This window comes from Ilyomonas limi, assembly GCF_005233845.1.
Classification (GTDB): Bacteria; Bacteroidota; Bacteroidia; order Chitinophagales; family Chitinophagaceae; genus Ilyomonas; species Ilyomonas limi.
The window spans coordinates 182,712-208,519 of the sequence record NZ_SZQL01000008.1 but is presented as its reverse complement, the minus strand read 5'-3'; the positions used below and the strand labels follow the sequence as shown (position 1 = coordinate 208,519).

The 25,808-nt window shown below is 40.8% G+C and carries 22 protein-coding genes; 4 read left to right on the top strand and 18 right to left on the bottom strand.

Translation table 11 applies throughout. From position 1 onward, the window contains the following. Positions 1-118 precede the first annotated feature (118 nt). On the top strand, positions 119-1,111 hold the full coding sequence (gene mgrA / locus FC093_RS11895) for an L-glyceraldehyde 3-phosphate reductase (RefSeq protein WP_137262005.1): 993 nt from the start codon (positions 119-121) through the stop codon (positions 1,109-1,111). Positions 1,112-1,320: 209 nt separating this feature from the next. Here mgrA and FC093_RS11890 read toward each other — a convergent pair whose 3' ends face one another. The 7 genes from FC093_RS11890 to FC093_RS11860 all read right to left on the bottom strand — a co-directional run bounded on the left by FC093_RS11890 (position 1,321) and on the right by FC093_RS11860 (position 6,979). Further along, positions 1,321-1,611: a winged helix-turn-helix domain-containing protein gene (locus FC093_RS11890; RefSeq protein WP_137262004.1), complete on the bottom strand. Its 291-nt coding sequence runs from the start codon at positions 1,609-1,611 to the stop codon at positions 1,321-1,323. Further along, on the bottom strand, positions 1,604-2,218 hold the full coding sequence (locus FC093_RS11885; RefSeq protein WP_137262003.1) for a hypothetical protein: 615 nt from the start codon (positions 2,216-2,218) through the stop codon (positions 1,604-1,606). Before FC093_RS11885 ends, FC093_RS11890 begins: the two co-directional genes overlap by 8 nt. Next, the gene (locus FC093_RS11880) at positions 2,215-2,826 is read right to left on the bottom strand and encodes a hypothetical protein (protein WP_137262002.1); all 612 of its coding nucleotides are present in this window, start codon (positions 2,824-2,826) and stop codon (positions 2,215-2,217) included. The genes FC093_RS11885 and FC093_RS11880 overlap by 4 nt, the downstream gene beginning before the upstream one ends. A 27-nt stretch (positions 2,827-2,853) precedes the next feature. Next, positions 2,854-3,468, bottom strand: coding sequence for a hypothetical protein (locus FC093_RS11875; protein ID WP_137262001.1), 615 nt, complete (start codon positions 3,466-3,468; stop codon positions 2,854-2,856). Positions 3,469-3,683: 215 nt separating this feature from the next. Beyond that, positions 3,684-4,310, bottom strand: a complete 627-nt coding sequence (locus FC093_RS11870) for a hypothetical protein (RefSeq protein WP_137262000.1) — start codon at positions 4,308-4,310, stop codon at positions 3,684-3,686. Positions 4,311-4,445: 135 nt separating this feature from the next. Continuing rightward, positions 4,446-4,676 carry a hypothetical protein gene (locus FC093_RS11865; protein ID WP_137261999.1) on the bottom strand — a complete coding sequence of 77 codons (231 nt, stop codon included), beginning with the start codon at positions 4,674-4,676 and terminating at the stop codon, positions 4,446-4,448. 53 nt (positions 4,677-4,729) lie between these two features. Further along, complete coding sequence (locus tag FC093_RS11860) at positions 4,730-6,979, bottom strand: TonB-dependent receptor (protein ID WP_137261998.1); 2,250 nt, start codon at positions 6,977-6,979, stop codon at positions 4,730-4,732. 346 nt (positions 6,980-7,325) lie between these two features. On the opposite strand from FC093_RS11860, the gene FC093_RS11855 reads away from it, so the two are divergent. After that, positions 7,326-8,492, top strand: coding sequence for an amidohydrolase family protein (locus FC093_RS11855; protein WP_137261997.1), 1,167 nt, complete (start codon positions 7,326-7,328; stop codon positions 8,490-8,492). A 9-nt stretch (positions 8,493-8,501) separates the two neighbouring features. Here FC093_RS11855 and recO read toward each other — a convergent pair whose 3' ends face one another. From recO to yihA, 8 genes are all read right to left on the bottom strand, one after another. After that, complete coding sequence (gene recO / locus FC093_RS11850; RefSeq protein ID WP_137261996.1) at positions 8,502-9,239, bottom strand: DNA repair protein RecO; 738 nt, start codon at positions 9,237-9,239, stop codon at positions 8,502-8,504. Positions 9,240-9,302: 63 nt separating this feature from the next. Further along, positions 9,303-10,460, bottom strand: coding sequence for a hypothetical protein (locus FC093_RS11845; RefSeq protein WP_137261995.1), 1,158 nt, complete (start codon positions 10,458-10,460; stop codon positions 9,303-9,305). 8 nt (positions 10,461-10,468) lie between these two features. Beyond that, the gene (locus FC093_RS11840; RefSeq protein ID WP_137261994.1) at positions 10,469-11,452 is read right to left on the bottom strand and encodes a hypothetical protein; all 984 of its coding nucleotides are present in this window, start codon (positions 11,450-11,452) and stop codon (positions 10,469-10,471) included. A 192-nt stretch (positions 11,453-11,644) separates the two neighbouring features. Continuing rightward, positions 11,645-11,896 carry a DUF6496 domain-containing protein gene (locus FC093_RS11835; protein WP_137261993.1) on the bottom strand — a complete coding sequence of 84 codons (252 nt, stop codon included), beginning with the start codon at positions 11,894-11,896 and terminating at the stop codon, positions 11,645-11,647. Between the two features lie 85 nt (positions 11,897-11,981). Continuing rightward, the gene (locus tag FC093_RS11830; protein WP_137261992.1) at positions 11,982-12,161 is read right to left on the bottom strand and encodes a hypothetical protein; all 180 of its coding nucleotides are present in this window, start codon (positions 12,159-12,161) and stop codon (positions 11,982-11,984) included. Positions 12,162-12,365: 204 nt separating this feature from the next. Beyond that, on the bottom strand, positions 12,366-14,027 hold the full coding sequence (locus tag FC093_RS11825) for a CTP synthase (RefSeq protein WP_137261991.1): 1,662 nt from the start codon (positions 14,025-14,027) through the stop codon (positions 12,366-12,368). A gap of 789 nt (positions 14,028-14,816) precedes the next feature. After that, on the bottom strand, positions 14,817-15,200 hold the full coding sequence (locus tag FC093_RS11820) for a hypothetical protein (RefSeq protein WP_137261990.1): 384 nt from the start codon (positions 15,198-15,200) through the stop codon (positions 14,817-14,819). 23 nt (positions 15,201-15,223) lie between these two features. After that, the gene (gene yihA, locus FC093_RS11815; protein ID WP_170971065.1) at positions 15,224-15,856 is read right to left on the bottom strand and encodes a ribosome biogenesis GTP-binding protein YihA/YsxC; all 633 of its coding nucleotides are present in this window, start codon (positions 15,854-15,856) and stop codon (positions 15,224-15,226) included. A gap of 215 nt (positions 15,857-16,071) precedes the next feature. Here yihA and FC093_RS11810 point away from each other — a divergent pair, with 215 nt between their 5' ends. Continuing rightward, positions 16,072-19,197 (top strand): alpha-amylase family glycosyl hydrolase, encoded by a 3,126-nt coding sequence (locus FC093_RS11810; protein WP_137261989.1) that lies wholly within the window; start codon positions 16,072-16,074, stop codon positions 19,195-19,197. Between the two features lie 86 nt (positions 19,198-19,283). Here FC093_RS11810 and FC093_RS11805 read toward each other — a convergent pair whose 3' ends face one another. From FC093_RS11805 to FC093_RS11795, 3 genes are read right to left on the bottom strand one after another with little or no spacing between them, the layout of a single operon-like run. Next, positions 19,284-19,838, bottom strand: a complete 555-nt coding sequence (locus FC093_RS11805) for a DUF2911 domain-containing protein (RefSeq protein ID WP_170971064.1) — start codon at positions 19,836-19,838, stop codon at positions 19,284-19,286. A 47-nt stretch (positions 19,839-19,885) separates the two neighbouring features. Next, a complete protein-coding gene (locus tag FC093_RS11800) occupies positions 19,886-20,647 on the bottom strand; it encodes a GLPGLI family protein (RefSeq protein WP_137261987.1) in 762 nt (253 codons plus the stop codon). Between the two features lie 10 nt (positions 20,648-20,657). Next, positions 20,658-23,480 carry an outer membrane beta-barrel protein gene (locus FC093_RS11795; RefSeq protein ID WP_240743272.1) on the bottom strand — a complete coding sequence of 941 codons (2,823 nt, stop codon included), beginning with the start codon at positions 23,478-23,480 and terminating at the stop codon, positions 20,658-20,660. A 275-nt stretch (positions 23,481-23,755) separates the two neighbouring features. Between FC093_RS11795 and glgB the strand changes: the two genes are divergently transcribed. Next, positions 23,756-25,696, top strand: coding sequence for a 1,4-alpha-glucan branching protein GlgB (glgB, locus tag FC093_RS11790; RefSeq protein ID WP_137261986.1), 1,941 nt, complete (start codon positions 23,756-23,758; stop codon positions 25,694-25,696). Positions 25,697-25,808: the final 112 nt, after the last annotated feature.

The window sequence follows — 25,808 nt, the reverse complement described above, 5'->3', positions numbered from 1 at the left end:
CTATTTTGAGTTGAAAATACAGCCATTCAAAATTGATAATTTACTATTCACAATCACACAAATTCACAACTGACCACTCACAATATCCACCATTCACAAAAAACACCAATAATATTCTATGCAATACGTTCCAAATGCTAACCGGTACAGCAGCATGCAATACCGCCGCTGTGGCAGAAGCGGTATTTTATTACCCGAAATTTCTTTAGGCTTGTGGCACAACTTCGGTGGGGTAGATGTGTACGAAAATTACAGAGCTATCCTGCACGATGCTTTTGATGCAGGTATTACACATTTTGATTTGGCTAACAACTATGGTCCGCCGCCCGGTTCGGCAGAAGAGAATTTTGGTAGAATATTAAAACAGGATTTTAGCAGTTACCGAGATCAACTCATTATTTCTACCAAAGCGGGTTACCTCATGTGGGAAGGTCCTTATGGCGAATGGGGCAGCAAAAAATATCTGGTAGCCAGCCTCGACCAAAGCCTCAAACGTATGGGATTGGACTACGTAGATATTTTTTACAGCCATCGTCCAGACCCGAATACGCCATTGGAGGAAACAATGCGGACATTGGATTTAGTAGTGCGCCAGGGAAAAGCTTTGTACGTGGGCATCTCTAATTATTCAGCAGATGAAGCAGCAAGAGCTATTCAAATTTTAAATGAATTAGGTACACCTTGCCTTATTCATCAGCCAAAATACAGCATGTTTGAGCGCTGGGCAGAAAACGGTTTGCTAGATGTATTGGAAAAGAATGGCGTAGGTTGTATTCCATTTTCTCCATTGGCACAAGGCCTATTAACGAACAAATATTTGAAAGGTATTCCTGAAGATTCAAGAGCGCATAAATCAACCGGCTTTTTACAGGAAAATCAGGTAACGCCGGAAGCGGTTGCGAAGGCACAGAAGTTGAATGAACTGGCACAACAGCGCGGACAAACACTGGCGCAAATGGCAATTGCCTGGCTGCTGAAAGACCCGCGCGTTACCTCGGTATTAATAGGCGTGAGTAAGCGGCAGCAATTGCAGGATTGCTTGCAGGCGCTGGATAACAAGTCTTTTAGTGAGGAAGAATTAAATAAGATTGAAGCGATATTAAAAGGGTAAAAAATACCCTTGAATTGCATTAACGCTGACAGGGTTTAGAACCTAGCCGGCGTTTTTGTTGGGAGATAGTAAGTCCTGCTCAAAAGCGTACGGTGTTGACGGGTGTGATGTCGCCTGTCGGTGCCACAGGCACACCCAAAGCCTCATAGTAGCACAATAGTTTATCCCGGAATAAAATAAGAAAGCATTTGCCAGCGGCAAATGCTTTCTTATTTCTTCACATTCAAATATTGTTGCAATGTATTTACGTACTCTTCAAATGCTTTGATGCCTTTTTTAGTAATCTTACAGGTAGTGTTGGGATAATTGTCTTTAAACTCTTTTACAACATCTATATATCCGGCTTCCTTTAGCTTTTGTACCTGCACGCTCAGGTTTCCGGCAGTAGCATTGGTCTTTTCTTTTATAAACGTAAACTCGGCTTCTTTTACGCTGATAAGCAGGCTCATGACGGCAAGGCGTAGCTGCGAGTGTAATATGGGATCCAAATCTTTAAACATGCTGTTGCTTCTTTGCTTTCAAATACCTGCGTTGTAATATAAAGCCGGGAATAAACCATGCCAGTTGTGCTGCTGCCACATAATACAGCATAGTATAAGGATAAGCAGTATAGAAAGCCAGTATAGCAAATACCCAGCATGCAATACCGCCAATAATCATGGGTGTAAAACGACGTGTAAAGCCGGTGGCAAAAGTGGGAACGCCATATACAATAAGAAATAATGTTTCTGCATGTAATTGTATATAAGGAACCTGTATTGTATTTACATAAAAGCTCAGCAGAAACATTGTGATAGCAAAGGAGAGCCAAATGCCGCTCATAGCATCGGAATAGTATGTTTTAAACTTCATGCGCCGGCGCTCGCGTGCCGATATAATAATTTGTGGCACCACTGCCAAAAAAGTGAGTAGCCATACATAACGCGCCCACGAAAGCGGATAGAAATAAGATACAAACTGCACCAATGCGCAAAACGATATAATACTGCCCCACATAATAGCGCTAATACCTGTTTCAACAAAGTCGGCTTTGGCTTTGTTAATCATGGTAGTGATGAGTTGCAGGCTTTCCTGCTCATTAAAAGTTTCTTCTTCGTATTGGCTCATAACATGGTAGATTGTATGGATTGTTTTTGATACCGATACCGCAAGATATGGCCAGGTATAATATAACTGATAAAAACTGCTAAGGCTGTGAGCAGCGTTTGTGTATCATAGCCTGAAAAGGCAGCAACAATCACTAATGGAAAACATAACAGCCCACCAATAATCATGGGCTTAAACTTGATGAGACCACCCGACACAAAAGTTCCCATACCATAAAAAGCTATATAAAAAGGGAAACAATACTGCCAGCCGATTTTAATAAAAACAAAAGCCAGCACAAAGAAGCTTAGCCCGATGCCTGTCCATAAATAAGCGTTCGCTTCGTTTATAAATGTTCGTACTCTTATCTGCTTTGCATCACGATAAGCAAGCAAAAAATGGATAGCAAGTGCCACCGGTGTTATCAGCCAGGCAAGATGATACTGCGGATAGCCGGCAATTACTTTCAGATAATATTGTAATAAACAACCAATCATAACCGCCCAACCCCACAGCAAAAAATAGTGACTTTGATTGCTAATGGTGTTTTTAGTAGTTTCTATCATACTGCGGATGAGTTGCAGACTCTGCTGCGGCGAAAACTCCGGCTCGTTGCTATTGTTTTGCATAAAACGTACAACTTAATTTAAAAACATTTACATGCTTTCTCCTGCTGATAAAGAATCGTTGCCAGGAATTTTATTTTGCTTATTAAAATAAGCCCTTAAAATGAATGAAGGAATAATCCATACTAAAATGGCTACCAGCGCCAACAATAGAAAAATGGTTTCATCCTGTTGATAAAAAGAATATGCTGCTATTACCATACATAGCACACCCACTATTTTATGATAGGTAAATTTTGTAATCATGCCTGTAATAAAAGAAGCATAAGCTGTAAGAAACAAAAAAACAGTGACCGACTTATAGGTAATACCGGCAAAACAAGCGGCGATAATTACGGTAAGAAAATAACCCATCCAGATGTAATCGATAGTTTCATCGGTAAAGGTTTTTACTTTCTTCTTTTTCTCTTCGCGCATTTGAATAAATGCCTGGACAAAAAACACCGGCACCAGCAACCAGAACGGCGTAAACGCAAGCTGCATAAAACCTTTTGCCATTGCATACGCCAGCAAACTGCAAAAAAAAATAGTTATGCCATATACTAATGCAGATAAACCACTTTCATAAAAATAGCCCCTTGCTTCATATATCATACGATTGATGAGCTTAAGGCTTTTTTCGGTACTTAATTCTTCCTGATTCATATTGTAGATTTACAACAGTGCATTACCTTTTGTTGTATGCTGTTGAGGTGATTTTATAACAAGCGACCTCCTAAATATAATGGCTATTGGTGAGCTTTGTGAGTAGTGAGTTGTCAATTGTGCGTATTTAATGTGAATTGTAATAGGAAATAAAACAACAATGTGACAAGTAAAAAATGAGCACAGTTTAAACTCACTACTCTCCACTCGCAATATCATTGACACTTCGCGAGCATGGAATCTGCCAGGTCTGCGCCCCAGGTTGGATAGAGTGGCTTCTTTTCTTCTACCTTGTACAAATCAACTGCTTTTTGAAAAATGGGTTTTGCTTTTTCTTTACCGCCGCCAAATTGTTCGGGCGTGTTAAAGACACTCATGCCTTGCAGGTAATACAAGCGCGGATTGTTGGCGTCCAGCTGCATTCCTTTTTGCAAAGCAGCAGCCGCCTCCTGCCCGTAAGTTTGCCAGCGTTCCTGCGGATTTACCAGCATTTGCTGAGTGGCTGCCATGTTGCGGATGCTGGCAAATTCGGCATTATCATTAATCGCTTCGCCTTTGGCACATAAGGCTTTTACTTCTGCTGCCAGCTTATCTTTATCCACGCTTTTATCTATCCAGCCAACACGCACTTTTGCCAATGCAGCCCAGTAGTAAGGCAGCCATTGTGTTTTTTCTGCATCGCCCACACGCTCAAAAGCAGCAGCGGCTGCATTTAAATCGGCAGCCGTTTTCGCAGCATCCAACATCGCTAAATCTTTTTGCATAGCCTGAGTGTACTTGTCGCTTTGTGAAAAAGCTGTAATGCTCACCAGCATTACGATTGAAAGAATCAGTGGTTTCATTGTGGTTTGTTTTTATTGTTTTATTTTTAAAAGAGTATGATAAATGCCTTCAGCATTTTTTACTATTTATGTTTTGTCGTTGTTAATGTTCTTTATCTGCAATCACGTGTTTTATTTATATACATCTACTTGTACTTACTTTACTATCATGTTCAGTAAAGGCATTGCAACAAATAATGCGAAGTCGCCGCCGCAATAGGAGTTGTTTGTATGATAACTTCTTACTGCTTTTTCTTTATCGAAAGCTGCACTCTTCAGCATGAAAGCTGCACCGAAGATCGTGATAAGTGAGGCAACGATCCACCATTTAAATCCTGTATTACTAACACTTTTTTCTTTTGCTTTACCCTGTATTTTCTTTTGCATATTAATTCGTTTAGCACTTACAATATTGATCTGCTTCCAATCTTTTTATTTCACTACAAATTATTATTAATTGCATCTTCACTTCGATTGACGCCCCAGCTAAAGAATGCACCTATAAAGTAAAAGCGTTTGGCTGGTGGTGTAATGGCTTCTTTGTGTAAGCCATCATACGAATAATTATAACCATACACTGCGTTATAACCTAACACATTGGTAACACTTCCAAAGAGTACCACATTGGTTTTGGCGTTTGTGTTGCCGGCCTGCGGTACATAATATATACTCACACCCAAGTTGTTGTAGTTTTTTGTTTTGCCCTGGTCTGCAATGAGGTAAGGCTTTAAGGCTCCATCGTAGCGGAGATTGTAATAAGGTCTGCCGGTAGCAAAGCTATACGTAAGCCCGATGCCTGTTTTCCACTCAGTTATAAAGCGTTTTACAACTAATGAAGCTGTATGTTTGGCGGCAAAGTTGGGCTGCAATTGTATTGGATAATTAAGGTAATCGCGCTTCGTATCTAAGTAAGAATAACTGAACCAATAATCCAGATTTTTAAAACTTTTCTTATCACGCCAAAATAGTTCTATGCCTTTTGCATAGCCACTGCCACTGTTGTTGGCAGTAGTGTAATAGTAATTAACGGGAACGGTTTTTACCAGGTCTAAATATTTCTTATAAAAAGCCTCTACGCGAAAGATTCTGCCTTCCGTCATTTTTTGATAATTAAGAATATAATGGTCGGCTCGTGTATAACCTAAGTTGCGGGTGTACATCAACTGCTGGTTCTCGGGCTTTTGATAAAAAATGCCATATGCTGCCGATATAGAGCCACTGTTACCAACTTTATATGCCAGCGATACACGCGGTGCAAGATTTACTTTACCCAATATGGAAGAATGCTCGAAACGCGCACCCAGCTTGGCTGCGAGGTTGTTGGTAATGTAAATATCACCTTCCGCAAACAACGCCTCATAATTATCTATCAGTTTATACATAGTATCATAAATGGTTGTTTTGTTCAGGCTATGCCAATATTCACCACCAAAGCGGATGGCATTTAAGTTGCCCAGTTTTTTATCAAACACTGCTTTTATTTGCGATAAATCTTCTAATCTATCCAGGTTGAAGTTTTTGTATTGCATCCAGAATTTATCATCACCAAAGTGTTGCGGTTGGTTGTTCTGATTTTGCAACTGTTGCGACAGCTTGTCTTTGTTGGTACTAAAACTGGAGCCAAGATTCATCTTCCAGCCATTGCCCAGATTTTCGCGCCAGCTCAAATTATTATACCAGTTATAATTTTTCAGGCTAAAAGCATCTTTCAAAACGCTGCTGTCAACATCAGGGCGGCGAATGCCTAAGTTGCCGGTACCAAAAGTGGTATAATACTTTACCATACCACCATTTTTTGTTTTAAAACGGAAGTTGGCATCGCCGTTATGAAACTGGGGCATTTTAAAATAATCCGGCGTTTGCTTTACCAGACTGAAGTATGCAGCAACATTTACATACCCATAATCAATACCATAAGAGGCTGTTTTTTGCTTGTTTAAATATTGATAACCTGCACCTGCAAAGAGTGGCGAAATGGAAGCGTTGGCAGCCGTTTTTTCGGGTAAATCAATAGACTCCAATATCACAGCCGAAGACAATGCCTGTCCATACAAAGCGGAGTAACCGCCTGCACTAAACACCGTGCCTTTGAACAAAAAAGGAGAGAAGCGGCCACGGCTTGCAATATCGGGAACAGAAGAAAAATATGGATTATTCACCAGCGTGCCATCTATAAACTGCTTGGTTTCGTAGCCGGCGCCACCGCGTACAAACAAGCCTTCCTGCTCGCCCACCTGTTGCGCACCGGGTAAAGTTTTAATGGCAGAAGTAATATCGGCGTTGCCACCACCAACTGTGGCAACATCTATCGAGTTGAGAACAGTAACTGCACGCTTGCTATCACCTGCTGCAAAGGAACCTGCGGTAACGGTAACTGCTTTTAATTCATTGATTTCTTCCTTGATAGAAAAGTTGATAGTAAGCGGTTCGTTAGCTATAGTAATGGTTTGTTCAACGGTCTTGTAACCTATTGCTGATGCAACTAATATATGATTACCCTTTTCGGTGGTAGTAAAAGTGTAATTGCCCGAAGAATCAGAAGTAGCGCCATCATAAGTATCTTTTAAAGTAATGCTGGCACTGATAACTTTTTTGCCCCGGTTATCTTTTACTGCACCACTGATTTTTACCTGTGCCTGCGCTAGAAAACATGTTAAAAGGAAAGCTATAAAAAGTGCGGACTGTTTCATATGTTTGATTTGGTATTGCAAACGTAGAGTAGTTTATAAAATAAACCAAATTATTCTATAAACATCTGGATGAACGGTATTTTAGGGCTAATCGGAATATTAAATTGGTTTGATGAAAGAGCGCCATTGCGAGCGGAGCGAAGGGCTCTGTGGACAGTAATGCAATCAAAATGAGGCTTTAAAAGAGTTTGTTATATTCTTTTATTATAAGTTCAGCCTTAGCCATCAATAAGGATTTACAGCTAAGCACAGATCGCTTTGCTGCGCACGCAATAACAAGGTGTACCGGTGCTGTTCAGTACCAAAGAAAAACAACGCTTATGTTTGCGCTGCTTAAAAGAAAACCATGTATAAAAAATTCGGTGCAGATAAATTGTTTACCGGCAGCGAAATGCTTCAGAATAGAACATTGATAACCGATGCAGGTGGTGTAATTGAAGACATTGTACCAACAGAAAATGCAGGTGATGATATACAATATATGGAGGGAGTTATCAGCCCCGGTTTTATTAATTGTCATTGCCATCTGGAACTGAGTCACATGCGCGGACTGATACCGGAAAAAACCGGATTGGTTGACTTTGTTTTTAGCGTAGTTACCGAACGTCATTTTGAGGAAACGCAAATTTTGGAAGCTATTGTTGCTGCAGAAACTGAGATGCTGCAAAACGGCATTGTGGCGGTTGGCGATATTTGTAATAATAGCTTAACGGCATTGCAAAAGAGTAAGCAGAATTTGCATTATTACAACTTTATAGAAACCAGCGGTTGGGTGCCGCAAATAGCCGATGCCCGAATGAGCCGCGCGTTGGGTGTGTATGAAACTTATTGTCAACTGTCAACCGACTATTGTAAACAAACTTCTATTGTGCCACACGCTCCTTACTCCGTTTCAGATAATTTGTGGCAATTATTGCAACCTTATTTTCAAGATAAAACGGTTAGCATTCACAACCAGGAAACAAGTTTTGAAGATGAATTGTTTATACAAGGCAGCGGCGATTTTACGCGCATGTATCAACTAATGAACATGGATTGCAGCTTTTTTACACCGTCAGGAAAAAGCAGCTTGCAAACCTGTTTTCCTAAACTAAAAGGTGCCGGAAATGTGTTGCTGGTGCACAATACTTTTACAAAAGAAAAAGATGTGTTATATGCAAAAGAGCAAGCGGAATTAAATGATCAGCAACTATTTTTTTGCCTTTGTGCCAATGCCAATTTGTATATAGAAAATGCATTGCCACCTGTAGCAATGTTGTTACAAAACGATTGCAACTTAGTGCTTGGCACAGATAGCCTTGCCAGCAATCAGGGCTTGAGTATAATAGATGAAATGAAAACTATTCAACAGCATTTTGATTGTATTACTATAGAACAATTGTTGCAAATGGCTACGTTGAATGGAGCCAAAGCACTTAGCATGAGTGACAAGTTGGGGAGTTTTGAAAAAGGAAAACAGCCGGGTATTGTGGTAATTGACGAAACGTTGAAAAATGTAAAACGATTGCTTTAAAAACTGTTTTCAACTCAATACTTCCTGTAAAATAGGCAAGCTGCGCATCTCTCCAAATTCGGGTATGTGCAATACCATAAAATGCTGGTAAGCCAGTAATAACTCCCGCCGCATATTCCTGTTCAGAGGAATATTCTCTAAGTCATTATAAAAAAGAATATTGCTGATGTGTGAAGTAAGCCTTGCTGCCTCGCCACTTAAATAATGCGGATGCATTGGTACATCCTGTACAAACGAACCTTCCATTAAATCTAAAACCGGTGTGGCTTTGCTGAAACTGCCCTGTAAATGAAAGCCCAATTCGCTGCCCAGATGTAAGGTAAAATACAAAGGCAGATTGGCGGTAAATGTATTAGTGCCTTTATCCAATTGCTTTAACGTATCTTCAATCAGGTAAAATAATTCAGGGTTGGCCTCGGGTTGTTTTAGTCCATGTTGCAGCAGTTCTACAATGTACATTGCCACTGCATTTTTTACTACATTAAACAATACTTCATTATACAAATAGCTCCATTCATATTCTTTTATAAACTGCAGGTTCTTTAATTCATTATGATAAACCACCATATTCAGCATAGCGCCCGGTTGAAAATAATTGCCTTTACCTTGCGATTTTTTAGTGGCTTGCCGTACACCTTTTACAATGTAGCTCTGCACGCCAAACAACTCGGTATAAACAGTGGCAATTACACTTGTTTCGCCGTACTTTACCGTTCGCAATACTACACCTTTCGTCTTGTGAGTCATAGTCTATAAAAATACTATTAACACGTGAGAATCTGCACTGTACAACACTAACAATTTCCTAAATTATTTAGCTTTTTGCTCTTTTTCTACCAGGTATTCCAGCCATAAAATTTTGTAATAAGCCGGGCAATAGAAATAGTAATAAATATAACTCCAGTGCAGAAAAATTTGCTTCAGCGGAGTAGGATAGGAGAAGGCCGCACGTGCCTGGAAAAATACAAATTGCTGCTGGTTGCTCTCCTCAAATTCCTGCAAATTATTCAACTCCAATGGCGGCGCGGCACTGCCTAATCGCAACAAGGAAGTTCGTAAAATAATTTGTTCCATCACGTTGTGGCAGGTAGCAAGTTGCTGGTGAATATCTGCAATGAGTTGTGGCTTATATAACTCTAATTGTGAAATGGTAAACCTGTCCATCAGCCTAGCAATATGATACAGCAACACCGGTGTGCGCACATAATAAGGCGATATATAAACCGGAGATTTTATGTAATCGCGGTTAGCAATCATTTGTTGTAATAAGAAGATGGTTGCGCTATCCTGTTTTACCAGCGGCAGCTTTTTTTCCAGCATAAAATACAGTAAATTACAATGTACCCCAAAGTCAAAATCAACCGGCATCCGGTAGCCGAGCCATGTAGAATAAGCCGGAATATTTTTGTATCTTTTGTAAGTGGCAATAATTTTCTTCTGCGATAAATTACTTACTTCTATCATCCTTTTTTTCAGTGCTGTATTATCGCTGTCATTGTTATCCAAACCCATGAGTGCCATTACACTGTCATCGGCATCTTCGCTTTGTCCAAACACACCTTTGAGGTATTGAAAGACAAAAGTGTGCGGCATTATCTTGTCTTTATTTGCCCAAAAGCTATAAAAGGGCAAACCGTTTTTGTTTCGGTATAAAGGATACATACCAGTTGCTTTTGCAATAATAGCTTCAGCCTTCAGCCGGTTCGTTTCGCTTAAATAGGGCAGTATATTCTTCAACGCAAATACACTTACTGCGGTATAGAAAATATTATTGTCGGGTTGATAATTATGCGGACTGCCACCACATTCGCGATACGATGGAAACATACCTGCATAGAAGTCTCTGCCCGTTTGCTGTACCTGCTCTTTTGCAATCGCATCTATTAGCTGCGATATAACCGCTGTATCACTCTGCGCATTAGCGGTAAGGCAAAAAATAAAGAATAATATGGTGAAGTATTTATGCAAAAAGTATTTTATTTAAGTGCAGGCAATTTGTAGATATAATACAGCCATTTCAAAAAATTAGCTGGTTTTTCCATATCCACAATCATATCTTTTCTTTCCATTTTCCACCAGTCAATAGCTTTACCTTGTTTTTGTTGCGTGCGAGCAAATTGATCTATTGCTACCATGCTGCGTGCATTAATGGTATTCATTATTATGCAAAATTCCTGTTTCCGTTTCTTATCATAAGGCAATAAGTGTATTTTTTGATTTTGTATCCGTACTCTTTCTAAGAACTGTTGTTTAAAAGCAGTAAAGTCTTTGCAGGTATTAACCAATGTATAAATGTTATCGCGTACATCTTTATATAAATCAAACAGATCATTTCCCAACTGATATAAACTGCCGATATAAAATAAAGCATCCAGCATTTGCTCGCCCGCCGGCTCGTTTAAGCATTGATGATAAATAACTACCGATACGGCACCTTTGGTGTAAGTGATGCGTTGCAGGTCTTGCAGGCTAATGTTTTTATTTGTTTGCTTTGCTGTTTCTGCCTGGATATACAGCACATAAGCAGAGGCTTGTACATACTCATTTACATGCGGTACGTGCGTGAGTAAAAAGGTTTGTATTTCCTTAGCTACATGTGCAGCAAATGTAGTGGCAGTGTACGTTTCGGGAGTAAAAGTGATGGCTGCAATACTGTCAACATCCAGCTTATCTATATCAAACAAATCGTCGCCTACAGGTGTAAGAATGCCAAATAAAGTGGCACGTTTTCGTTCTTCATCGGTTAGTGTTTGCCCATACAAATGCTTGTAACTGCTGCATAAAAAGGAGGTAATAAACAGTCCGTAATATTTTACAATTTTTTGCCGCTGCTCCGCTGCAAAAGTACCATCATATTTCTTTTCCAGCTCGTCTAAATAGGGCAGTAGAAAGCTGTTATTAAACCGCTTTTGCAGTTGAATTTCCTTATATACATTCTTAAAAGCGCTCAAATAACCCATTGCTGCAAAGTAAAGGAAATGTTGTGTTTGGGGGTGATGAGTTAGAAGAGGAATAAATGGATAGTGCAAGCAAAAATTGAAAGCAGAAAGCTTACAGTTTATATAAATGCCGGTGAGGCCAAAAAACTGCCCGTGTTGCAAAAGGCCCTGCTTATAAAAATAGGCAGGGCATCAATAAACATGAAACAATCCTTAGCTGCCTTTCTTTGCTGCTGTCTTTTTTGTATTCGCTTTTTTAGCCGAAACTTTCCTGGTAGCAGCTTTTTTTGCACCCGTTTTCTTAGGCACTTTAGCGCCTTCTTTTCTTGCTTCGGACAAGCCAATGGCAATGGCTTGTTTAGAATTAGTCACTTTTTTGCCGGTTCCGGTTTTTAGTTTTCCCTCTTTCATTTCATGCATTTCTTCTTCCACCTTTTCACCGGCTTTTTTAGCGTATTTGGCCATACAATTGCTGTTTTGAAGGTTGGTAAATTGTGTTTGTAAATAAAGCACAAAATACCTGCCATCAAAGCAATTGGCTAATGCATTATTAGTGCTTATGTTTTTTCAGCTTATCTTCCTTTGTATCTTTATGATTGTGCGTTACATCATCTCCTTTAAACTGAAACTCTTCATTTTTGCGACTATCCAAATTGTCTTTGTTTTCGGCTCTTTTATTGTTGGTAGCTGCGCGGGTATTGGAAACCTTTGTACCGGTATTTGCTTTCATACATTGCTTATTTATGAGTTAAGTAATACATTATGAAAACAAAAAAGAAGCCAGTAGTAAACACCTTTGCTGGTGTTGTTCGCCGGCAAATAATTATACATTGGTGAAAAACACCAACAGAGGCGAACGATAATATATTAAATAAAAGAAGCCAACACTTACAGGTGCCGGCTTCTTTTATTATCAACAATTAAACTTTAATTTTTATACTACTGCTTCGGTGTGAAAAACGGGTTCTTTTTCATCGGTAGCGATAATGCGTTGCTCATGGTGCGTTTTGGCTGCCTCTACAAAACTTACAAAGAGCGGCGCAGGACGTTCCACTGTACTCTTTAATTCAGGATGATATTGTACACCGATAAAGAACGGATGATCAGGTATTTCCACTATTTCTACCAGGCTGGTATCGGGATTGATGCCGCTGGCTATCATGCCATTGCTTTCAAACAGGTCTAAATAATCGTTATTAAATTCAAAACGGTGGCGGTGGCGCTCCGAAATACGGCTTTCTCCATAAATCCTTTCTGCCAGCGAACCTTCTTTCAATACACATGGATAGGCGCCCAACCGCATGGTGCCGCCCATCATTTTAATTTTTTTCTGCTCCTCCATCATGTCAATCACCGGGTGTTTGGTAGCTACGTCCATTTCTGTGGAATGGGCAGTACGTAAGCCCAGCACATTGCGGGCAAATTCAATCACCGCCATTTGCATCCCAAGGCAAATACCAAAGAAAGGCAATCCATTTTCGCGGGCGTATTGCACGGCAACTATTTTGCCTTCAATGCCTCTGTTGCCAAAGCCGGGTGCTACCAGCAAACCATCTAAATGGCTCAGTTTTTCAGCAACGTTATCTTTGGTAAGATGCTCACTGTGAACGTTTTCCACTTCCACTTTCACATTGTTTATTGCACCAGCATGTATAAAGCTTTCCAGTATAGATTTATAAGCATCCTGCAACTCAATGTATTTACCAATAAGACCAATAGTAATGGTGCTTTTCGGATGTTCCAGCCGATCTAAAAAAGCTGTCCACTTTTCCAGATGCGCCTCGGGAAAAACAGAGATACCCAGTTTCTTTAAACAGTACACATCCAGCTTTTCGCGCAGCATATGAAGCGGCACTTCATAAATGGTAGAAGCGTCCATGGCTTCAATTACTGCTTCCGGTTTTACATTACAAAACAGGGCAATTTTGCGGCGGATTTCGGGACCAAGCGGTTCTTCGCTGCGGCATACAATTACGTCGGGGTGCACGCCGGTCTCGCTTAGCATTTTTACACTGTGTTGTGTAGGTTTGGTCTTCAATTCTTTTGCTGCTTTTAAATAAGGTATGAGCGTAAGATGCACTACTACCACGTCATCTTCGGGCAGCTCCCATTGCAACTGGCGAACGGCTTCTATGAAAGGCAGACTTTCTATATCGCCTACGGTACCACCAATTTCGGTAATTACAATATCGTAGCGCCCATCATTGCCCAACAGCATCATGCGGCGCTTTATTTCATCGGTAATGTGTGGTACTACCTGCACGGTTTTACCCAAAAAAGCACCTTCCCGCTCGCGGTTGATAACGGTTTGATAGATGCGACCGGTGGTTACATTGTTTGCCTGCGACGTAAAAATGCTGAGGAATCGCTCATAATGCCCCAGATCGAGGTCGGTTTCGGCACCATCTTCAGTTACATAACACTCACCGTGCTCATACGGATTGAGCGTACCGGGATCTACATTAATATAAGGGTCAAACTTTTGGATTGTTACCCTGAACCCTCTTGATTGCAGCAGTTTTGCTAATGATGCTGCTATAATGCCTTTACCAAGGCTGCTCGTTACACCTCCTGTAACAAAAATATATTTGGCCATATACTATGGTTTAAAACTTACAATGCTTTAATAGAACACATCTCATAAACTGTCTGCCGCTTGCGAAATGTGAGTGGTCGGTTGTGAGTTTAACGTCTTTTACTCACCATTCACAACTCACAAACAAACCATTTATGAGATTACTTTTAAATAAATAGCTTATTTTTTACATTAAAAAATAGGCCAGCTTATAATTCCTTTATTTGACCGGAGCATCGTTAAACCACAATATGTGGACAACTTTTTAGAAGTTGATGGTTTACGTTCCTATGCGAAGGTCATGCAAAGCTACGCCTAATTGGAGTGGTAAAAAAGGGGTTGTAGCCGGTGTGGATAATAAAGAGAAGGTTTTGACACCTGCCAAAGGCTGAAAGTATTGAAAATACAGGGGTTGCAGAGAGAAAAGGAGAATCAAAAAATTGTGCAAAAATTTTAAGCGTCCACGTGTAAAAATTATCGTAAATAAGTTTTGGAAGGTGTATTTCAAATGTAGGCAGGATAGTTTACGTTCTGAATGAGCAGTATTTTTCAGTAAAACTTAGTTTTTATAATAAGATAACTATTTACAATCAGCATAAATCTTTTGCAAAAAGAGATCAGCACGGCACGCCTGAAATTGTAAACGGGTGTGGGCAGAATAGGAAAACTGCCGACAGAAAAGTGGTGATCTATGAATAGATGCAGGCAACTAAAGCATTTGCAAATTGCGGCAATCGCGTGTTTGGTAAAGCAACAAGAGAAGATGCATTTGCAGAAGAGTTGGCGTTTATTAAAGCAAGAATGAAATAATTAATCTTGGGTAAAGCTAAATCCAAAACCTTGCGCGTTAGTATTATTACGGGTGATGGTATAGGTAAATGTACCTTGTAAGTAGGATGGTTTGGGCAGCGGGGGTGTACCGCAATAACCTATAAAATATTCAACCAGAATTTTATCATTATAAAATGTAAGCTTTGGTGGCGCATACGAAGATAGATTATTGAAATTATGGTAAACAGTTGTTTGAAATGGAGCTATTTCGCCAAAGTTCGCATCACCAACTACCACATCCGTAAGGGGTAATGCAGTTTTATTGATAATACGTATTTGGGCATTCGCATCCATTTTATCTTTATTGCAGGCAAATGAGCTTAGTATTAAAATCAAACCTAAAAACAAAGCAAGCTTTTTCATACAATCAATTTCAACTATGATTCTTATTCGCTCAAAAACGTTGCATTCTTTTCTTGAATAAAGTTCAAAATTTCTTCTCTGCCGGCTTTGTTGCTGGCGCTGCTAATAAAATGCTGTGGCAAAAATTGCCAGGTTTGCCGCAATACATCTAAAAAAGCATTCACATTGCGCTCAATAGCAAGTGGCTTTTCCTTGTCGGCTTTAGTAAATACCAATGTGAAAGGCACCTCCCACTTGTCTAACTGGTTTACAAAATCAATATCTACTTGTTGCGGCTTGTGGCGCACATCTATTAGCACAAATACCTGTGTTAAGTTTTCACGCTTGCGCAAATAATTTTCAATCATCTGCTCCCAGCGGCGGCGGCTGCTTTGCGATACTTTGGCAAAACCATAACCAGGTAAATCCACTAAATACCACTTTGTTACCGGTGCTTTTTCTTTAGCTGCACTCTCGATGTTAAAATGATTAATCAACTGCGTTTTGCCAGGTGCCGCTGAAGTTTTTGCCAGCTTTTGATTATTACAAAGCATATTAATCAGTGAGGACTTGCCTACATTGCTGCGCCCTATAAAAGCATATTCCGGGCGGTCCGGCTTGGGGCATTGCTCATAAGAGGCGCTTGATTTTAAGTACTCTGCTTTTTTGATAATCATAGCTGCAAAATTGCAGATTATTTTTTTGAACCATAGAGACACGGAGAATATAGCGGTACACAACATTATAACTATTTCTCTGTACTGCTCTGTGCCGTTAAGTGTCTCTGTGGTTCAAAAACACAGCATAAAAATTGCGGTATTAAAAAGGCTAACAATATTTGTGTAAAAATTACACACTCTAAATTTTCACCATTTAAAAATGATTGTTGCGTATGAAAATGATTTTTACGCTCTCCCTGTTGTTGCTATTAACAGCAGCCAACAGCCAATTGCTAACATGGTCTCCCACATTCATTACATCTAATACTGTAAATGCCGTTATTACTGCCGATGCAAATTATGGCAATAAGGGGCTGCTTGGGCACACTGCTAATGATGTGTTTGTACACATTGGGGTGATTACAACCTTAAGTACGGGCACCAGCGACTGGAAACACGTGCAAACCGATTGGAATACTACTGATTCCAGGTTTAAAGCGACGCCGCTTGGTAATAATAAATGGAGCTATACCATTAGTGATAGCCTCTATAAATACTTTGGAATACCTGCCAACTCAACTGAGAAGATTTTGAAAATTGCTATTCTTTTTCATGCCGGTGATACCAAACTCGCCAATGCCGATGGCAGCGATATGTTTGTACCGGTGTACGATACCGGTTTGCAAACGCGCATTACACAGCCCTATCGCCAGCCAACTTATATGCCTGTACCGGAACCGGTGACGTATGCTGCCGGCGATGCAGTAGCAATTACGGCTAAGTCGGGTATGATTGCTAATCTTTCTTTATTGTACAACGGTAGCGTAGTAACGACTGCCACAGATAGTGTTATTTCTACTTCGCATACAGCCGTAAGCGGTAACAACCAAATAATAGTGCAGGCAACCAGCGGTGCAACAACAAAATACGATACGCTTAGTTTTTATATTAATACACCTGTTGTTACCAGAGACCTACCTGCGGGTGTACGCGATGGTATTAATTATAGCAGCGATGGTACATCGGTAACACTCGTGCTATTTGCACCCAATAAAACGCGCGTTGCAGTGATCGGCGACTTCAACAACTGGACGCAAACAGAAGCTTATCAACTATACCGTACGCCTGATAGTAACCGCTATTGGATAACCCTTACCGGCTTAACGCCCGGTCAGGAATATGCTTATCAATACCTAGTAGATGGTAATTTGAAAGTAGCCGATATGTATGCCGAAAAAATATTAGATCCGGCTAATGATCCATATATTGATGCGCAAACATATCCCAATTTAAAACCTTATCCTGCTGGTCAAACCGGCATTGTAAGTGTGTTGCAAACCTCCAAGCCAGCTTATACCTGGCAGGTATCCAACTTTACTCGTCCGGATAAACGCAACCTGGTAATTTATGAATTGCTGGTAAGAGATTTTGTGGCAGCACATAACTGGCAAACAGTAAAAGATTCTATTTCTTACTTAAAGCGTTTGGGCGTAAATGCAATAGAAGTAATGCCTTTTAATGAGTTTGAAGGCAATATAAGCTGGGGATATAATCCTGATTTCTTTTTTGCACCAGATAAATATTATGGCACCGAAACAGCTTTGAAGCAATTCATTGATGAATGTCACAAGCAGGGTATTGCGGTGATTATGGATATGGTGATGAACCATGCATTCGGTTCGTCGCCCACGGTGCAGTTGTATTGGGACCCGGTGAATAACAGGCCTGCAGCAGATAATCCCTGGCACAATCCGGTTGCAACGCATCCTGCCAGTGTGGGTTACGACTTTAACCACGAAAGTGCAGCTACACAGGAATTGGTAGAACGGGTAATTGAACACTGGCTATCGGCGTATAAAATAGATGGCTTTCGCTGGGATTTGTCGAAAGGCTTTACGCAAAAAAAATCGGGTGATAATTACGATTTATGGGCAGCTTACGATACCAGCCGCATAACTACCTGGAAACGTTATTATGATACTATGCAAAATATTGTTCCCGGCTCTTACTGTATATTGGAGCATTTCGCCGTGAACAGCGAGGAAGATACACTGTCTAATTATGGAATGCTATTGTGGGGCAACGCAAACTACAATTACAATCAGGCAACTATGGGGTATAACGACGGTTCTGATTTTAGTGGTGGCATATATATCAATCGCGGATTTAGTAATCCCAACCTGGTAACCTATATGGAGAGCCATGATGAAGAACGGTTGATGTATAAAAATGAGCGGTACGGTGACAGCAGCGGTAGTTACAACATAAGAAACATTCCTACCGGCTTGGCACGTGATGGAATGGCTGCTGCTTTCTGGGCAATGCAACCTGCACCTAAAATGGTTTGGCAATTTGGTGAGTTGGGTTACGATTACTCTATTAATACCTGTGAGGATGGGGTAACAATTAGAAATGATTGCCGCACCAGTCCAAAGCCCATCCGCTGGGATTATTTAAGTGATCCTGACAGGCTGGCATTGTACAATGTGTATGCAAAGTTATTTGCATTGCGCAATTATGCACCGTATTTGCCGGTATTTACTGCACCAAAAGATAGTATATCGTATAGCCTTGTTGAAAATTTCAAATGGGAGAAATTTAATTCTGCGCCAATAGATATTGCCGTGATTGGCAACTTTGATGTAGTGCAGCAAACCGGTGCTATCACCTTTTCGCATACAGGCGTATGGTACGATTATTTAAAAGATAGCGCTTTCAATATTACCACGGCTACCCAAACCTATACCTTACAGCCCGGCGAGTACCATGTGTTTGTAGATCAGAATCCGAGTGTAGTATTGCCGGTACAAGTGCTTTCGTTTAATGGCAACCGCAACGCCAATGCAATCAATCTTGTGTGGACTACTACGAATGAAGTAAACCTGCAGCAGTTTGTGGTAGAGCGTTCGCTTGATGGGCGCAACTTCACTGCTATTGGTACGGTAGCTGCCCGCAATAAGAACAGTAATAATTATGCTTTGTCTGATGGGGATGTCACTGCTTTAAATGCCTCAGGTGATATTTATTACCGTTTAAAGATGATGGATAAAGATGGTATAATCTCTTATTCCCTTATAATAAGAATATTACCATTGGATAACAGGAGTATAATTATTTACCCCAATCCTGCTAAAACAGGTACTGTATATATCAAACTCAACACGCCTGCAAGCGGCAAAGCATGGATAAGTATTGTGGATGTTGCAGGAAAAGTATATAATATACAAACTACGCAGCTTAGCAACGGTGCCACCAAAATACCTGTAAATATCAGTTCATTAGCGAGCGGTATCTATATCATTAAAGTAGATGGACTTGATAAAAGAACGATTACACAAAGATTAGTAGTAGAGCAGTGATAGTTTAATAGTGATGTATAAAGTAAAAAGGCGCTGTTGATGCAGCGCCCTTCTTTCTTAAGGTTAATTATTTTTCAAAAACAAAATCAGCTTACTTTAAACATAACAACTGCCGGTCCCCACATCATGTACACATTTCCATCCGGGCCAATTACATATTTTAAGCGCTCGTTGTAGTAACCGGGGGCATCCATTTGCTGTACTTTTACCTTTAAAGCATCCTGTGCCATATTTTGCTTATAGCTATAGGCACCCCAGGTATTCCAGGTTTTATTAAAGATAAGTGTCCACTCATTACCGTGTTTAATGGTAAAAAATGCATACCTGCCGGCGGGCAGCTTTTGTCCTTCAATCATTACATCCCTGTCTACAGCAAACGTGGTTGCCTCATTAGCACCGGCGCGCCATACCGAATCCTCCATCGGGTCGAGGTCCTTACCCATTGTTCGTCCCCATACGCCCGGGCTGCCATACGTCATGGTAATAATGGTTCCGTTTTGAAGGGTAGCTACAACGCTGTCTCTCGGGCTGGCAATTGGTTTGGCATCTTTGGGATGCGTACTAAGGCTGGGAGTTGGCTGTGCGTAAGCCGCCGCAGTAGCTGATACAGCAATAGCTAATACAATAAACAGTTTTTTCATGGTATTCTTTTTTACAAGATTAAGGATGTTTGTGCACATTTTTATATTTAAATCAATACCTGCAACAGCTTTCGTTTACCATATTTTCCCCAGTCTTTCATGGCATCTTTCAGCTTTTTCTTAAACTCTTCCGCGGTAAGTTTTTTGCCTTTCGCAGGAGGTGTAAGGTCAGCTGTAGTGATAGGTGTTACCTCCAGTTTGGTAGCAAACCAGGTAGTATTAATGCGTGGTATGGCTACGCCCAATATCATACCTGGCAAGCCGGTAAAAGATTCAGGACCGCCGGGGGTAACAATCTGGTCGGTGTAAAAAGCAATCACATACACCGAGTCCATAATGCGGCCAACTGCCTTACGGCACTCAAAGCCGGCAATGGTGCGCAGGTCGTTGGTAATGCGCCATTCTATGTGCCGCGCCGTATCCTGCAACAGCATGGTAGTGCCGTAAAATGTTTTTTGCAGCGTCAACTGCTGCTTTGCCATATCGTTGTACACAATATTACCATTAGCCGGACTTTGTATCCACTCCGGTATTTTTACATCGCCGGCTTCCCGTCCGGGCTTGTATAAAGTGTGACTGTCATCAAAGTACAAATCGAAATACGTACTGCTGAATTGGGGCAATGTTTTTTTAATGGCCGCCGTAAAAGCATCTTCACCCTGGTCATTATCATCGTCCAGCGGAGCCATATTTTTATACAGGTTTTCCCTTTTTTCAAATTCTATTTTGCCCTTGGTTACAAAAGCCGGCTGCGCCAGCAAGTGCGTAGTAAAAGGTATAAATAAAAGAAAGATTAGTATTCTTTTCATAGTTAAAAAATTATTGTGCTGCAGGCTGTGCATCCATAGCCGATTTAGAAAAATTCCAGGTAAATGCCAGTACAAAATACCGGCGGATGGTTTCATAGTTTCTTTCGGTTGTTATGTTGGTATTAATAGAACGGCTATACCCTTTATTTTGATTCAGTATGTCATAACCTTGAATCTTAATAATGGCTTTGTCGTTCTTCAATAAACGCCTGCCGATGTAGGCATTCCACAAAAACACATTGTTATTTTCAGTAAACGAAGGCGTTTTTTGCCGCAGGTTTACCTGTAAGTCTGTATTGATTTCCAACTTCCAGGGCAGGGTAATATTAGCATTGAAATTATGTTCCTGCGTCCAGTAATTAGTGGTATTGCTTTCTTGTATAGAAGATTTGGAAAAATTGTAAAAGAAACTGCTGTTGTAGTAAAAATTGTATTTTTTTTCTTTATACTTCTGCAGGCCTATGCGTACACCCGGTGCCTGGTTGTTAGTAGTATTGTCTTTATTATTTACGCGGTTGCTATAGCGCGAGCCGGTATAGTCGAAGCCTGCATTAACAAACATATCCAGCTTCTTCAGCTTCATATTATAACCACCACCCGAGTAGAAGTTGTAATTTCCATTACGGTTGAAATATTTCAGTGTTGTTTTGCCGGTTGCAAGATCTGTTGACTGGTCTGTAACAATCGCATGGCTGGTAGTATTGAAAGATCCATACACATAAAAACCACGCTGGCTTAATACTTTATAAGAATTAAAGTTGAAGAAAATACGATGGTTAAATGCCTGCTTTAAATCTGGATTACCAATGGTTTCAACCAGGAGGTTGGAATTGTCTTTTACCGGCTGAATCTGATTGATCGTTGGCTGGCTGGTAGAGCCGTTATAATTAATCTGGAAGCGTGATGTACTGTTTATTTTATAGGTAAAATTGGCTTTTGGAAAAAAGTTGGTATAATCTCTTTTATAAGTCGTATCGTTCATCAGATCTTTTTGGGTAAAGTTGGTAAAGCCCACATCGGTACCGGCAGAAGCGGTAACTTTTTTACCATTATACCGGAAAGCAGCACCACCGGTATTCGTCAATACATCAAAGCGATAATCATTGCTGTATATATCATTCAACTGGCTGAACTTACCATCATCATCGCGGTCGTAAGACAGCTTTTTAGAATTGGCAGTATAGCTGCGCAATGCATAATTTACTTCTACAAACAGCTTTTTTATAATCGGTTCTGTGTACGTTATTTTCGATGCAATGGTGTTTATTGAGGTGCTGTTCTTCTTTAGCTGGTCTGTGAGGCTATCAACGTACATAACGCCAGTGGTATCGTCGTAATAATGTATATTGCCATACAACGTACCAGTACTATTGTTGCTGTTGTACTGTTCATTAATATTTAATGATAGCGAACGTCCTGCCTTCTTAAATTTTTTACGTAACAGAAAATTTACATTCAGGTTTTGGTTCTCGCCTGATGAAGCTGTTTTTGTATAGCTGTCATTAATTTTAATACCTGCTTTATTGGTGGTAAAACTATTGGAGATACTGCTGCCCAATGTAGTGCCGGTATAGCCACTGCCGGTAAGTTTGACAGAGGTGCTGCTATCTATTTTCCACTCATAAATAGCGTTTGCTGAGTGTCGCTGGCGGCTGCTAAAGTTGGTGCCACTATCGCGGCTGATGAAAGTATTGCCTGGTAAACGGGATTCTGAAATTGTTTTGCCCGACCCTAATGTATTTAATTTATTGTAGCGATAGCTGCCGTTGAGGCTTTGGTTATCATCATCAAATTTATCAGACAGGTTAAGCCCGGCACTCCAGCTTTTGGGCAAGCCTTCGCCGTAATAAGAGGCGTTATTTAGATCGTCATTGTTATCAAAATTGATATAAAAGCCGCCGCTTTCTTCATCGTACTGCATCCCATTACCACCGCCATATTTTTCGCTTTCGCCCCAGTCCAATCCCGTTTTACCCGTACTGCTCATAATTCCATACCCCGATAGTTTTACACTGCCTTTAAAGTTGTTAATCATGGCACTGTTATTCCAGCGGTTTTGAAAGTCCGAAGCAAGATCCACTTTACCAAAGCTGCCTTTCTTTTTATCGGCTTTCAGCTTCAGGTTGATGGTTTTTGTTTTTTGCCCGTCGTCTATGCCGGTAAATTCCGCCTGGTCGCTTTTTTTATCAAACACCTGCACTTTATCTATCGCATCGGCTTGCAGGTTTTTGGTTGCAATAGTGGGGTCATCGCCAAAAAATTCCTCGCCATCCACCAGCACTTTTTCTACTGTTTCACCCTGCGCGGTTATTTTTCCATCTTTATCCACCTGTACGCCGGGCAGCCGTTTCAGCATTTCTTCTACCGATGCACCTTGCCGTACTTTAAAGCTGTCGGCAGCATATTCCAGCGTATCGCCCCTCATGCGCATGGCCGCTATTTGCTGCTGCACAATCACTTCCTTCAGCAGGTTGGCTTTTAAGGTCATAGGCACTCTGCCTAAAGCAATCGTGGTATCGCTGTTGATAGTTATACTGTCTAAATAATCGGCATAGGTATTTTCGGTAATCAATACAATGTATTTACCGGGAATAATATGCTGTAGGCTAAAATTACCATCTTTATCGCTGCGCGTAAATTTATATAGTACCGAATCGTGCGAGCGGAGTAAAGCAATGACCGTGTTGCTGAGATGTTCTTTATTGATGGTGTCGTAAATATTACCTTTTACGGTAGCTTGTTGTGCATGAACAGTTGTACTTGCAAGCACAATCAGTAAAATCTGGGTTAGTTTTCTCATGGGCAGGTAAATATTGGTGATGGCTTTATTCATGCAAGTTGTTGAAATACTTTACAAAGTATGCGGTTCGAATTACTAATTTTACGTTAAGTTGATGAGTGGTAACAATAAAAGGGGAACGGTGGAAAAGGTGGTTCGCTATTGCAGTAATTGTTTTTATTTATTAAGAACAAAGCGTTATCTATGCTAATGGCATAAAAGAAAAAGGCGAAGGCGCAAATTGCAAAGGGATAAAATGCGGTACGAGGCTTACAATAATAATGGTGCTTTTATTGCTGAATAATTAATCTTTGAAAACACACTTCCTCATGAAAAAATACGAAGAGATTCACTTTGTTGACAGCACCAAACCGGTTTGGAACTATTCTTTATTTACCGAAGATGATATAAGTAATTTTCAAAACGGCACGCATTACAGCCTGTATAAACTGTTTGGTAACAAACAAATGGAAGTGCTGGGAAGAAAGGGTACTTACTTTGCCGTATGGGCCCCTAATGCTACCAAAGTGTTTGTAAAGGGCAACTTCAACAACTGGCAAAATCATACGCACCAACTCTTTGTGCGGCTCGATAAATCAGGTATTTGGGAAGGTTTTATTCCTGATGTTGGCAAAGGCGAAATTTATAAATACCACATTCATGGCTACCAGGGCTTACTGCTGGATAAAGGTGACCCGTTTGCCCATTTTTGGGAGCAACGACCGCTCACCGCTTCTATTACCTGGGGATTAGATTATAACTGGCTGGACTTTGAATGGATGGAAAACCGTGGAAAGCACAATGCACTTACATCGCCATACAGCGTATATGAAGTGCACCTGGCAAGCTGGATGCGTCCGAGCAAATATGACGAAGAAACCTACAATACATACGGACAAATAGCCGAAAGGCTTGTGCCGTATGTAAAAGAAATGGGCTTTACGCATGTAGAGTTTATGCCGGTAATGGAGCATCCTTTTGATGGTAGCTGGGGCTACCAGGGCACCGGCTTTTTTGCACCCACCAGTCGTTTTGGCAATCCGCAGGATTTTATGTGGCTGGTGGATTGTCTGCACCGAGCCGGCATTGGTGTGCTGCTCGATTGGGTGCCTTCGCATTTTCCATATGATGCGCACGGCTTGTTTATGTTTGATGGCACCCATACCTACGAATATGCCGATATGCGCAAAGGCTATCACCCCGATTGGAATTCTTATATTTTTAACTATGCGCGCGGCGAAGTAAAAAGTTTCCTTATCAGCAGTGGCCGTTTTTGGTGCGATGTGTTTCATGCCGATGGCTTGCGCGTAGATGCTGTTTCGTCTATGTTGCGCCTGGATTATAGCCGCAGCGAAGGGCAATGGGAACCTAACGAGTATGGCGGCAATGGCAACCTCGAAGCAATTGCATTTATTAAAGACCTTAATGAAACCTTGTACCGCGATTTTCCCGATATACAAACCATTGCAGAAGAAGCTACCGACTGGCCGGGCATCAGCCGCCCTACGTTTGCTGAAGGGTTGGGCTTCGGTATGAAATGGATGATGGGCTGGATGCACGATACGCTGGATTATTTTAAAATGGATCCTTTATTCCGTCCGTTCATGCAAAATAAATTCACCTTCAGCATGATGTATTTCTACGATGAAAATTTTATGCTGCCGCTCAGCCACGACGAGGTAGTGCATGGTAAAAGCCCGATGATTTATAAAATGCCCGGCGATGACTGGCAAAAATTTGCCAATCTGCGGCTGCTTTACACTTATATGTTTACACACCCCGGTGCCAAGTTGTTGTTTATGGGCGATGAATTTGCCCAAACGAGCGAATGGAACTATAAAAGTGAACTCAACTGGAGTTTATTGCAGCATGCAAGTCATGGCGGTATGAAACACTGTGTGCAAAAACTAAATGAACTGTACCGCAGTCAGCCGGCGCTATATGAATTGCAATTTAAACAGGAAGGCTTTGAATGGGTAGATTTAGAGAAGCGCAACGAAGCGGTAATTGTATATAAACGTAAAGGATTGCGTCCCAATGATGATTTGATTATTATACTTAACATGACGCCTGTGGTGCGCCACGATTGGCAGATAGATGCCTGGGGCAAGCAGGTATGGGAAGAAATATTTAACAGCGACAGCAAAGAATTTTGGGGTACCGGCGATGTGTTTAATCCTGCCATCGAAGCAACACTGGTGGATGAAGAAACAAAGCATTATAAACTGCGTGTGCATTTACCTGCATTAGCCGGCATTGTGTTGCGATAGTTGTACACCGCAAAGACGCAAAGGCTCGAAGCTGCATATGGAATTTTAAATTTTGATGAAATGAAAATTATTCATTGTAAAACTTAGTGTCTTTACTCCTTTACGGTTCAAA